The organism is Plantactinospora sp. DSM 117369 (assembly GCF_053764795.1).
Genome location: NZ_CM132446.1, coordinates 4,110,156 through 4,122,461, shown reverse-complemented (window position 1 = coordinate 4,122,461; position 12,306 = coordinate 4,110,156). Strand labels below are relative to the sequence as shown.

The window sequence follows — 12,306 nt, the reverse complement described above, 5'->3', positions numbered from 1 at the left end:
GCCGGGTGGCGGACCCGGCCGCCGCCCCGTCGGTCCGTCCGGCCTGGGCCGGACGGACCGACGGCGGTACATTTCCGATCGGCACGGGTTCAGCCCGCCTGGTCGGAAGCGGCCAGCTGCTTCACCACCTCATCGACGGTGATCGAGCCGCTGAGGAGTTGCTGGGAGAGCCGACCCATCAGGTCCAGGGTCTTCGAGGAGAGCGCCACGTGCAGGGCGGGCTTGCCGCCCTTGATCTCGGAGACGATCGTGGCAACGGCCGGGCCGCCCTGCGACACGTCGATCGTGGTGTCGGCGGCGATCGCACCGGCGCCGGCGTAGAATGCCTTCAACGCGTCGGTCGAGGTCAGCGCCCGCACCAGGTCGGCGGCCACCTTCGGGTCCTTCGTCCACTTGGCGACCCCGTAGCCGATACCGCCGTCGTAGGGCAGGCTCGGGGTGGTCCCGGCGGTGACGACCGGGGCGTCCATGACGCCGAGCTTGTCGGCCGTCAGGAACTCGTTGAAGTCCTTCCAGTGCCCCACGTCCGACATCAGCCCGATGACGTGGGCGGCCTTGCCGGACTGGAAGAGCGCGAACGAGTCGTTGAACATCGCGGTCGAGTTGGCCCCGTCGTTGTTCAGACCCGCGTCGCCGGCCTCCTTCCAGAGCTGGAAGACCCGCTTGACGTTGGGCGAGGTCCAGTCGCGCTTCCCGGCGACCCAGTTGTCGTACTCCGGTGCGGTGAGGATGCCCGACGCCAGGCCCGAGAGCCAGAACTGGATGCCGGCACCCTCCTTGTTGCCGAGGGCGAAGCACTTGGCGCCGGCCTTGGCGATGGCGGCGCAGTCGGCGACGAACTCGCTCCAGGTGGTGGCCGGACTCGCCGGATCGAGCCCGGCCTTCTGGTAGAGCGCCTTGTTGTAGTAGATGGGGTGCCCCTGCAACGTCACCGGGCCGGCGTAGATCTTGCCGTCCTTGGTGAACGCGTCCCAACCGGCCAGCCGCTGCTTGTCCTCGGCCACGTACTCGTCCAGCGGCACCAGCGCGTCCACCCGGTCACGGATCTGACCGCCTCCGTTGAACAGGATGACGTCCGGGCCCTTGCCGGACTGGATCGCCGCACCGAGCAGCGTGTAGTACTGGTCGAAGGGCTGCGCGACGAACTCGACCGTCACGTCCGGATGCTTCTTCGCGAAGTCCGCCTTCGCCTTCTCGATGTAGGGTGCGGCGGAAGCCTCGCCAGACTTCCAGTCCCACACCACCAGCTTGCCCTCCGACCCGCCCTGCGACGAGTCCGACCCTGTGGCACTTCCACAGCCGGCCAGCGCCAGTCCCACAACGAGGACGGCCGGCCACATTGCTCGCTGTTTCATCGTTGTCACCCTTTGAATGAGGGGTGGCCGGCGAACCGACCGTCAGGCGTCATCATTACGCGGAAACGTAACTCGTATGATGTCTGCCCGTCAACGGTCGGCCGTACACTGACCACGGACACCGGGCTAACAGCGCGGCGAGCCACCCGGAGGGGACATGACGCGATCGCAGGAGACCGCCTTGAATGCTGCAGCGCCCCCGGCCTGGACGCGACGACCGACCAACCTCGCCCGGGCCGTCACCGCCGAGCTGGTGGAGCGGATCGTCCGCGGGACGCACCCGTCCGGGACGTCGCTCCCGCCCGAGCCGGTGCTCTGCGAGACCTTCTCCGTGAGCCGGACCGTCGTCCGGGAAGCGGTGAAGATCCTTCAGGAGAAGGGGCTGGTACAGGTCCGCCAGGGCGCCGGCACCATGGTCACCCCGCCGTCGTCGTGGGACATGCTCGACGAACTCGTCCTCGCGGCCACCATCGCCGAGGACGACAGCCTCGCCATCCTCGACGATCTCGTCGTCACCCGGCGGGTGCTCGAGTCCGACATGGCGAACGTCGCCGCCCGACTGGCGGACCAGGAGACCATCGAGCGGTTACGCGGTCAGGTGAAGCGGATGGACGAACTCGTCGACGACCACGTCACCTACCACGAACATGATCGCGCCTTCCACGACACGATCATGCAGGCGTCCGGCAACCGCATCGCCCGTGGTGTCGTACGCGCGCTGGAGAGTCAGGTCGTCAACACCTCCCGGTACATGGGCCGGACCGAACGTTCGCTGTGCGTAGCGTCCAACCGCGGGCACCGGCGCATCTACGAACGCATCGCCGCCCACGACCCGGACGGCGCCGCCGAGGCAATGTTCACCCACATCACCGAGGCCTGGCTCGTCCGCCGCAGCGGACCGGGCAAGCCGAGCCGCCTCCAGCGGTGACATATCGCCGAACGGACGGGCTCCCGGTCCGCAGCGGGTGCCGGCACCCCCTGCTCGCCACGAGCCCGCCCGTCAGGTCTGCCGAGCTGTTCAGGAGAACTGCGCGAAGAACCGCCAGATCTCACCCTTGGTCCAGGTGGTGACGCCGCTCTCGGCATAGCTCCCGTCCACCGGACCGGGCATGTGTCCGTTGTCGAACGCGGCCCACTGCACGGGGTAGCCGGACCGGCATCCCGAGTAGGTGGTGGTGACGTGCGTCCGGCTGCCCGCCCCCGGCTCCGGCGGGCTCTGGGCGGTGCAACCGTTGTTCCGGACGAACGTGTCCCGCAGCGACCGCCCCTGGGAGATGTTGAGGACGTTGTCCGAGATGCCGTGCAGCCCGAAGTACGCGATCGGCTGGGTACCGCCGCTACACCCGCTGATCTGCGCTCCAGCGATGACCGCGACGGCCCGGAACACGTTCGCCCGGGCGCAGGCGAGCGCGTAGCTCATGCCGCCGCCCCAGCTGAAGCCGAGCGCGAAGCGCTGCCTCGGGTTGACGCAGAGGTCACTCTCGATCCGCTGGATCATGTCGTCGACGAATGTCACGTCCTCGCCGCCGGCATTGCCCCAACCGTTGCCGAGCCCCTGCGGCGCGACCAGGATCGCGCTGTTGTTCGACTGCTCCTGCTGGCCGTAGTAGGACCAGGCGGCCCCACTGGTGCCGCCCGAGGAGATGTCCTGCATGGTGCCGCCCCGCCAGTGGAATGCGAAGATCAGCCGGTAGGGGTTGCTGTTGTTGTAGTTTGCCGGCATCCGCAGGATGAAGGACCGGCTCTTGCCGTTGCTCTGGATCGTGTACGTGCCGCTGGACAGCGTCGGGGCCTTGCCACAGCCGGTGCCACCCGGCGGCGGCTCGCCGCCGTCGACGCGGGCCAGCTGCCACTGCTGGTTCGCGCCGTTCCAGTCGGAGTACTGCACGACGTTCCCGCCGTCCGCCGAGGATGCGCCCTGCACCTCGACGACCTTGCCGCTGTGCCGGCTGATCAACCGCACGTGCCCCCCGTCGGAGTCGGCCAGCCGGAACTGTTGGTTCGTCGCGTTGAGGTCGGACCACTGCACGATCGCACCGCCGTCGGCGGTCGACCAGTTGTGCACGTCGAGGACCTTGCCGGAGTGCCGGGACTTCAGCCGGTAGTAGCCGCCGCCCGAGTCCACGAACTGCCACTGCTGGTTCGCGCCGTTGTTCCGCGTCCACTGGCTGATCCGCGCGCCGTCGTTGGTGGCCGAGGCGTACAGGTCCAGTGCCTTGCCGCTGTTCCGGTTCACCAGGACGTACCAGGCGTTGGTGTCCACGGTCGCCGCCGACGCGGGCGCGGCGTTCACCGCGACGAGCGTCCCGGCCGCGACGACGGCCGCCGCCGCGACGGCCAGCCCTGACCGCCAGCGATGTCTCTGTGGAGAGGCGGGACGAGCCTCACCGGTGGCCTTCATATCCGCTCCTTCGGTCGGGGTCGCACGCGAGCAGAACGGACGCGTGCACCCAGGGGGGTGGTGCCGGCGTCCGGTGGTGGCGTCGGCACGTGAGGTGATCCGCGGCATCCGCGCGGCCGCCACCCCCGGACGTCCGGCCCTGCCATGAGCCGGCGATGCGGCGAGTCCGCGCGAATCGCGGCGGTGCGTCAGGGCTCCCGGCAGCCACCTGACCCGCGCCTGAAAAGTTAGCGCTCACATCGTCATACGTCAAACGACTCATGTCAATCCGTCTCCCCGGCCGGGTTACCGGGCCGGCGCCGGGCGGAGGCGCCGGCTACGAGCGCGCCCGGCTCTCCGCCCGGCCTTCTTCCCGGGCACGGGCGAGCAGTTGGGTCAACCGGCGACGGCGGCGCCGAGCCGAGGTTCGGAACCCGATGACGAGTACGCCCAGCAGTAGCAGCAGCGCGAGTTGCGACCAGGGCAAGGCCCAGGTCGTCACGGAGGCCCGGGTCTGGTGGATCTCGGCGCCGGACTGGTCGCTGCCGAGAGGTTCGGGGGTCATGGCAATGGTCGTCCGTAGCTGCCCGAGTGCCCAGACAGGGTGGAGGCGAGACTCGACCAGCCGGCTGCCGCCCGGGAGCATCTCCTCGACGTCGGCGGTCGAGTGCTGGCCGGTCAGGCCGAACAGCTCGGTCACCGCCAGGCGGCTCGTGCCGCTCGTCCGGACGTTGCCGTCGTTCGACAGGAGGTATCGGACCCGGATCGTGCCGCCCCGAAAGGGATTCCACGACGGTGTGTACCTGGCGGTGAGGTCCTTGACCGCCACGGTTGCCCGGACCGTGCCGCTGGCCCGCATCATGACCCGGAACCCGACCCGGCTCTCGACGTTGACCGTGCCGCCGGTACTGATGACCGACGCGGCGATGCCGGCCGGGTGGTCCCCGGGCGTGGCGTCCTGCGGCACGGTGATCGTGAACGGCACCACCTTCGTCTCGTTCGGCCCGACCGTCACCGCCTGCTGTACGTCGATCCACGTGCCGCCGGCCACCGAAGCCTGGCCGGACGGGAGCATGTTGAAGCGCCCCTTGTCCGTGAGGTAGCCGTCGGCGGACGTCAGGGAGAAGACGACGACCGCGGAGCTGAAGTTCCGTACCGCCAGGTGCTCGGTCACCACCTGCCCCGGATCGAGGGTGAGTTCGATCCACCGACGGCCGTCTGGCCCGCTCGGATCGGCCGGCTGGACCGTCCAGGTGACGGTGGTGCCCGGTTCCGCCGCGACGGCCGGGGTGACCGGGGCGGCAAGGGTCGCGACGATGAGTACCGTCAGCGCCCGGCGTAGCGGGGTGGTCATCCGGAGCAGCCCCTTCGGTGGATCTGGGCGGGGCCCGCGCGGGCCCCGCCCAGCCACTACTCGAACAGTGAGAGGGTGAGCGTTGAGGCGTACTCGCCGGCGGCGACATCCGCCGGAGTGCGCAGGTACAGGTCGGCGTTGACCGAGTACGCATCACCGGCTACGGCTCCGGAGTCGAAGGTCGACACCAGCAACTCCTGGTCGACCAGACCGACGTTGTTGCCGGGCTGGGTCTCCTCGTCGAGGACGGTCACGACCTCATCACCTTCGGCGACCAGGCCGGTGTCGCCACCGTCGAGCAGGCGCGGCTTCCAGCCCAGGTGGCCGGCGCTGATCGGTGCTTGACCAGCCGCACCGACAAAATCGGTCGCGCTGCCCAGTACCGCCCAGGCGGCGCCCTCGGGCACCTCGTCCGGGTTGCGGGTGTCGGTAACCGTCACGGTGGGCAGGGTGCCGACGAACTGGCGGACCAGCAGGGTCGAGCCGTTCTCGGACAGCGCGACAGCGTTGCCCGCGATGGACATGGCGAGCACGCCCGGTTCGTGAATCTCGTCGATATCGACCGTCACCTGCACGTCGGTGTCGTCACCAGGCTCGGCCGCGGCAGGCGGCGGCAACGCCGTCGCTCCGGCCAGGGCGGCGCCGGCGGCGCAGGCCGCGAGCAGGTGCCGCCGTTTCCGTATCTTCATTCGCTCCTCCGTTGTCAAGCTGTTGTTGCCGGCGAGGTGGTTGGTCGGGGGCGGTCAGGGTCATCCGGTGCAGTCGACGCCGGGGTGTTCCACGGTTCGCTCGGTCGTCACGTCCTCGCCGTCGACGCTCCCGGTGACCCGGACGGTCGCCGACCCGGCCGCGACCGAGGTCGCCCGCGTGCCGAACGCCTGGTAGGCGTTCGCGCCCGGCGCGACATCGGCGAACGACCGCGCGCCGTGCGCGGTCTCCAGGGCGATGTCCACCGGCCCGTCGTGGTCGTTGCGGGCCTGCACGGCGACGTACGCCCTACCGGCGAGGCATCGTGCCTGCACGGTGGCCGTGACGGGCAGCTCGGGCTGGGTACCCGTCGCCGCGAAGGACCAGGAGTCGATCTCGAAAAGATCCTCACCGGCCGGGCCGTGGTAGGTGAAGTAGACGTCGTGCACGCCGCTGACGCCTTCGAGCTCGGCGGTCACCTCGGCCCACTGCGCGGTCGGCGTGCCGGCCGGGACGGTGCCGACCACAGGACCTGCGAGAGTATCCAGCCGCACCTCGATCCGGGCGCCCGCGGCCAGCGCGCGCACCTTCGCCGTCACGCTCCGGGCACCACCGTCACCGAAGTCCACGGAGGACAGCGCCGTCCAGTCGCCGTCGTCGACGTCCCGGACCACCAGGTTCGGCGCCTCCGCACCGAACTGGGTCGACCCGCCGTCGACCTTCGCGGTCGCGATGCCCTTGCTCCAGCCGAGGGTCTCCGCCTCGAACACCCGGAACGGGTCGAAGTTCCTGACCTGGTCCACACCGCCGTACGTGCCCACGACCTGCTGGATGGTGCCGTCCGGGTTGAAGGTCAGCTCCTGGATGTGCGGGCTGCGGTAGCCCTGGGTGGTGTTCCCGTTGATGCGCTTGTTCAGCGTCGGGGCGTGGTACGTGAAGTAGTACTTGCCCTCGAACTCGAACACCGACTGGTGGTTGTTGCCACCGGTGCCGGCGCCGAAGAACTGTGACTGGTTCGGGAAGAGCACGCCCGCGTAGGTTTCCTTCGGCCACGACATCGGGTCGTCGGAGATCATGTAACCGATCTGACCGCCGCCGGGGTAGCCGGGCAGTGGCGTCTGGTTGCCGCCGAAGTCGTTCCCGCCGAAGTGCGAGGAGTACGAGAAGTAGTACCTGCCCTCGCGCTTGAAGACATGGCCCGCCTCGAAGGCGACCGGGGCGTCGACTACCACCGCCGACCCCTCGGTGGAGACCATGTCGTCGCCGAGTTCGATCGCCCGGAGGTTCTTCGGGTTGTTGAAGCGCTCGGCCGGCGGCATGCTCGTCGACGCGGGACCGCCCCCGAAGTAGAGGTACTCCTCGCCGTCGTCGTCCACGAGCGGCGCGGGGTCGAACTTCCACGCGACATCCTCGGCACCGGGGGTACCGCCGTTGATCAAAGTGCTCGTGCGCTCGCTGGCCCACGGACCGAGCGGCGACTCGCCTGTGATCACATTGCTCGAACCGCCACCGTTGGCGTAGTACAGGAAGAACTTCTCCTCCCCGTCCACGACGTGCCTGGCCATGCCAGGCGCCCAGGAATTGTTGGTGAACGGCGCCACGCCGTTCGGTCCAGCGACCTGAACCTCACCGTGATCCGTCCAGTTCACGAGGTCCTCGGAGGAGATCACCGTGATCCGGTTGATGTCGCCGTAGTTGATCTGTGGTGAGATGCCGGTGACCGGGTCGGGCGCATAACCCTGGGTGTCGTTGGTCAGGTACATGTACACCCGGCCGCCGTGCACGAACCCGAACCCGTCGGCACCGAACTTGTGCCCGATCAGGGGGTTGTGCTCTCCGGGCAGCTTACCGACGACCTCGATGGTCTTCGACGGCGTCGGAGGCGGCGGAGCGCCGATCACCGACACGTCGTCGAGCGTGAAGTCCATCAGGTGGAGGTGAGGATCCGAGGAAGGAGCGCTCGTCCACGGCGTCTCGAAGAAGAGGCGCGCCGTCGACACACTCTGTCCGGCCGGGATCGTGAACGTCCCGCTGAACTGCGCCCACTGGCCGCGCGTCGCCACCACGCTCACCAGGTTGGTGTAGGTACCACCGCCGTAGTGCATCGTGGCGAAGAACTGCTTCGTCTCGGGCGAGTCCGGGTTCGCGTACTTCAGGCGGGCGGTGAGGCTGTATGTCTGTCCTGCCTGCACCTTGCCGCTGAGGTCCTGCATCGGGCCGGATCCGGTGGTCACCCGGTTGCTGACGAGCGCGGCGCCCGCACCGGAATAGGCGTCCGTGGTAGGCGCGAGGGTGGCGCTGTCGTTCGCGTTGCCGTTGTTGACGAACCAGTTGGCGAGACCCTCCTCGAACCCGCCGTTCAGGATGAGATTCTGTTCGGCGGCCTGTACCGGCACCGGCGTGGTGACCAGTCCTGCGGCCAGCACGACGCCGATGGTGGTGATCGCGGCGAACCGTCGACGCACCGCCCCTCGCGAGCGCTGTTTCAAGTGACACCTTCCTTGATCTCTGACTGGCATCTGGACTCTCAGTCACCCCGGACCGGTGGGGTGCGGGCCTGGACGGGGATCGGGGCACTCGTCACCGGCGTAGGGCAGGGTCGAGGCGCGGCGGTGACCGGAGCCGGCCGCAACCGTCCGCCGTCGCGGCCGGCTATCCGGCGCAGTCGACGCCGGGATGTTCTCCGGTCCGAACGGTCGTCACGTCCTCGCCGGCGACACTCCCGGTGACCCGGACGGTCGCCGATCCGGCCGTGACCGAGGTCGCCCGGGTACCGAACGCCTGGTAGGCGCTCGCACCCGGCACGACATCGACGAACGACCGCATGCCGTACCCGGTCTCCAGCACGATGTCCACCGGCCTGTCGTGGTCGTTGCGCGCCTGCACGGCGACGTACGCCCTACCGGCGAGACACCTCGCCTGCACGGTCACCGTGACAGGCAACCCGGGAGCGGCCCTGAGCATGCCGAGCCGGGCCAGCTGATAGCTGAGTGCCCGCTCCGGCGCGTCGATCTGGTTCTGGGTGCCGAACTCACCGGCGCGCGCCGTCAACGCGGCGGCGAGGGCGGTCTGCATCGCGGCCCAGGCGTCCGCTGGGTAGTCGGCCTCGCGGAGCGCCTCCGCGTGCGCGACAGCCGCGTCGAGGTCGTTCCTGTCCAGCGCTTGGCCCTGCGCGGTCAGCGTGTCGCTGAGCAGGTAGTAGTCGAAGTCGACCCGCCCGCCCGTCGCCAGCGTCGCGTAGTTGAACAGGCCGACCCGATGTCCCATGAAGTGCGCGAGGCTCCCATCCAGCGTCTGGGGGCCGACGCGGCCGCCCAGTTGGCGCCACGTCAGTCCGTCGAGGCTGTAGTAGAACGTCGTCCAGAGCTGCCCCGCTGGCGACGCGAAGTCGAGATCCGCCTTCACGTACACCTCGGTCGCGTCTCCCAGCGGCACCGTCGTGCCCGGTAGGAAGTTCTCGAGCGTCGCCTGGTCGAGGTCCACCGCGAAGGGCTGCCCCCGGTTGACCACGCCAAGCGTGTTCGCGTCGCCGACGCGCTTGACCGCGACGTACGAGAATCCACGGTTGTAGGCCGCCAGGCCCGCGACGTCGCCGTTCTTCATGCCAGAAATGTCCATCTTGGTCTCGACCGACTGCCGCGGCCCGAAGGTACGCTGCGACAGGGTGTTCCTGGCTTCCTCGAACCAGGCCAGCTCGGACCGGTTGGACAGCTTTGTGTATACGTACCGGCCGGTGACCACCTTGCCGGTGGTCAGCCGCAGCCAGCCGTCCCGGTCGGTGAGCGACCAGTACCGGTTGTCGGGCGCGTGGTTCCACTGCCACGCCATGTCCAGCCGCGACCCGTTGGAGACGATTTCCTCCTCGGCCGGCTGCTCGGCCGTCACCGGCTGTCCGATGATCGAGACATCGTCGATCAGGTATTCGACACTCGACGACGGCGGTTGCGGGTTCGCCCACGGAGTCTCCACGGCGAACTTGGCGTTGTCGAGGTTCGCCGTCGTCGGGACGGTGTACTGGCCCGACACCGTCGTCCACTGCCCCACCGGCACACTTCCGGACGCCATCACCTGCACGCCCGAGCCCCAGTCCGCGGCGAGGTTGAACCGCACACTACTCGGCCCTGACGCGTACTTGACCTTCGCCGACACGGTGTAGGTCACGCCGTGCTGCAGCTTCCCGTTCACGAACTGGTTCGGGCCGGAGCCGTTGACCGTGCGGTCGCTCACCCGCAACGCCGCCGATCCGGCGGCCGGGTCGGTCTCGTCCAAGCCGAGCGTCGCGCCGAACTGCGCGGCCCACGGGCCGACTGCCCCGGATTCGAAACCGGGGTTCTCCAGCAACTCGACACCGATGAGCGACTCGTCGATGTCCGGCGGCTTCGGGATCGTCCACTCCTCGTCCATGTACGCCTTGTGCGGCGCGTCGTTGGAGAAGTCGTCCGAGGCGACGATGCTCCGCTGACGCTCGACGAGGTCCTCTGCCGGGCGCAGGTCGATCGGCTTGTCGAACAGTCCGTCCACGGGCACGACCCCGTTGTTGCCGAAGGTCGGCCACCCGTCCTGCCACCTGGCGGGAATGAGCGCCGGGATACGTCCGACCGGGAACGTGTCGCGGAAGAACATGCCGTACCAGTCGGTTCCGCCACCCTCGCGCGAGATCGGCACGAGGCTGCCCTGCGCGAACCCGTTCGAGTTGAGCACCCCACGCGCCTCGTAGCTGTTCACACCACCCGGCGACGTGTAGCGGCCGAGCAGGTGTGGCGAGCGAAACATGACCACCTGACGTCCCTGCCCCGGCGGCCAGGTGATGATGACCGCGTAGTAGTAGCCGTCGATGTGGTAGAACTGCGCTCCTTCGAACAGGCCACCGATGAACGGCTGGCCCGCGTAGTCGTTGGCCGTGAAGATGTTCGGATAGTCCTGCGCGATGGCGGTCAGGTCGGTGTTGAGACGCACCGCGCTGGTGCCGCCGGAACCGTAGAAGACGTACGGCGTGCCGTCGATGTCGAAGAAGAGCGACGGGTCATGGAGACCGCGCCCCAGAGCGGTGCGCTGCCACGCGCCATCCTCGATGTCATCCGTGTGGTAGATGTACGCGCCGCCGAGGTTGTTGGTGTTGAAGGCCACGTAGAACACGCCGTTGCGATAGCGCAGTGACGACGCCCACTGGCCCTGGCCGTACGAGTTCTGGCCGTTGCGCAGCGAGAAGGAATCTCCGATGCTCGCCCGATCGAACACGTAGTTGACGATCGACCAGTTCACGAGATCGTAGGACTTCATGATCGGCGCACCCGGACTCAGGTGCATCGTCGTACTGATCATGTAGTAGATGTCCCGACCCTCGTCGTTCTCGGCCGCCGGGACGCGCTCCACACTGATGTCCGGAACGTCGGAGCGAAGCAGCGGAACCGAATACCTGCCGTCGCCGATGTCGGTCGACGTGTACCCCGGCTCGGGCGACCAGGCGACACCGGCGTTCGCATGGCCTCCGACGGAGAGGAGGCCGGCGCACAGCAGCACGCCCACCAGGGCGAGCGAGGGGCCGCGCCGGCCCGAACCCTCGGGCAGCACCCTCGCTCCCGCCCGGCGGAGTACGCCGGCGAGTTTCAGGAATCCGGTGCCGACGACCGACCCGGGCAGTCGCCCTGGCCGCGCCTCGACCTGGCTCCGGCCGCGCGCGTCCACCCTTGCCACGCCGGCCAACGCCGCCAACCCCGCCCCGTCGAGCCGACCCGCCGGCGACGACCCGCCGGACATCGACGCCACCACCCGCACCACAGACGCAGGGATCCGCATCCCACTCCTAACGATCATCGAACACCCCCCTGGGACGACCGGTCGTGGCCCGCCCAGACAGCGACCTCGAAGCTCCGTGGCGACAGCGAGGCAACCACCAGTCGCCTCACCCGCGCTACCGGCGTGGCCGACGACGGACACTTCATCGGTCCTCCCTCACAACCGCCGCCTACCTACCAAGGATGTTAGCGTTAACATACATAGCCATCTAGGCCCCAAGCCCATAGGCGGGAAGGGGGAGCAGCGCTCACATCGGTGTAGGGAAGATTGCCAGATTGTTTCATCGCCTTCAAGAGGTGCGCGGGTGTGCGTACGCGAAACCTGATCAATACAGAATCCACTCCGGAGCCCGGACTTTCGACGAGCCCGGTTCATAACACTTTCCCGATGGTCACGACGAAGTGCGGGAAGAAAAACATCACAGCAACTTCTTGTTATGGGAGCCGGCCACACACGGTCCAGGTCGTGCGTCGCCGAGGGGCCGCCGCGTAGGTCTGGCGATGGCTAGCCCACGGACGATGGCCGGGCGGGGCGGAGCCGTTTCGGCGACAGCCACCGCCCGTCGGACGTCAACCCGGCGACGGGAGTTGTGCCAATCGAGCACGATTCGTGATTCGCCCGGGAACCACGACGGAAGGAGACGGTGGAGACGGTCCGGTGACCTCGTCAGGCTGCTCAACACGGTATCCGCCGCGCCGAGATTCCACCTTGCGTTTCCTAGCACGGCAGCGTAT

7 protein-coding genes are annotated in these 12,306 nt (G+C 68.5%); 1 reads left to right on the top strand and 6 read right to left on the bottom strand.

Annotated elements, in window-relative coordinates; translation table 11 throughout:
* Window positions 1-89 precede the first annotated feature (89 nt).
* Window positions 90-1,355, bottom strand: coding sequence for an ABC transporter substrate-binding protein (locus ACSMXO_RS17880; protein WP_455418627.1), 1,266 nt, complete (start codon window positions 1,353-1,355; stop codon window positions 90-92).
* A 181-nt stretch (window positions 1,356-1,536) separates the two neighbouring features.
* Here ACSMXO_RS17880 and ACSMXO_RS17875 point away from each other — a divergent pair, with 181 nt between their 5' ends.
* Window positions 1,537-2,283 carry a FadR/GntR family transcriptional regulator gene (locus ACSMXO_RS17875; protein ID WP_346260278.1) on the top strand — a complete coding sequence of 249 codons (747 nt, stop codon included), beginning with the start codon at window positions 1,537-1,539 and terminating at the stop codon, window positions 2,281-2,283.
* Window positions 2,284-2,373: 90 nt separating this feature from the next.
* Here ACSMXO_RS17875 and ACSMXO_RS17870 read toward each other — a convergent pair whose 3' ends face one another.
* The 5 genes from ACSMXO_RS17870 to ACSMXO_RS17850 all read right to left on the bottom strand — a co-directional run bounded on the left by ACSMXO_RS17870 (window position 2,374) and on the right by ACSMXO_RS17850 (window position 11,572).
* The gene (locus ACSMXO_RS17870; RefSeq protein ID WP_455418626.1) at window positions 2,374-3,756 is read right to left on the bottom strand and encodes an RICIN domain-containing protein; all 1,383 of its coding nucleotides are present in this window, start codon (window positions 3,754-3,756) and stop codon (window positions 2,374-2,376) included.
* Between the two features lie 316 nt (window positions 3,757-4,072).
* The gene (locus ACSMXO_RS17865; protein WP_455418625.1) at window positions 4,073-5,089 is read right to left on the bottom strand and encodes a hypothetical protein; all 1,017 of its coding nucleotides are present in this window, start codon (window positions 5,087-5,089) and stop codon (window positions 4,073-4,075) included.
* Between the two features lie 56 nt (window positions 5,090-5,145).
* Window positions 5,146-5,778: a hypothetical protein gene (locus ACSMXO_RS17860; protein WP_455418624.1), complete on the bottom strand. Its 633-nt coding sequence runs from the start codon at window positions 5,776-5,778 to the stop codon at window positions 5,146-5,148.
* A gap of 60 nt (window positions 5,779-5,838) precedes the next feature.
* Window positions 5,839-8,265, bottom strand: a complete 2,427-nt coding sequence (locus ACSMXO_RS17855) for a family 43 glycosylhydrolase (protein ID WP_455418623.1) — start codon at window positions 8,263-8,265, stop codon at window positions 5,839-5,841.
* 163 nt (window positions 8,266-8,428) lie between these two features.
* Entirely contained in the window at window positions 8,429-11,572 is a 3,144-nt protein-coding gene (locus tag ACSMXO_RS17850; RefSeq protein ID WP_455418622.1) for a beta-xylosidase family glycoside hydrolase, read from the bottom strand.
* Between the last annotated feature and the right edge of the window lie 734 nt (window positions 11,573-12,306).

Excerpts from the sequence above, each read along its gene's own strand:
- ACSMXO_RS17860 (WP_455418624.1), bottom strand. The coding sequence starts at position 5,778 with ATGAAGATACGGAAACGGCGGCACCTGCTCGCGGCCTGCGCCGCCGGC.
- ACSMXO_RS17865 (WP_455418625.1), bottom strand. The coding sequence starts at position 5,089 with ATGACCACCCCGCTACGCCGGGCGCTGACGGTACTCATCGTCGCGACC.
- ACSMXO_RS17870 (WP_455418626.1), bottom strand. The coding sequence starts at position 3,756 with ATGAAGGCCACCGGTGAGGCTCGTCCCGCCTCTCCACAGAGACATCGC.
- ACSMXO_RS17850 (WP_455418622.1), bottom strand. The coding sequence starts at position 11,572 with ATGCGGATCCCTGCGTCTGTGGTGCGGGTGGTGGCGTCGATGTCCGGC.
- ACSMXO_RS17880 (WP_455418627.1), bottom strand. The coding sequence starts at position 1,355 with ATGAAACAGCGAGCAATGTGGCCGGCCGTCCTCGTTGTGGGACTGGCG.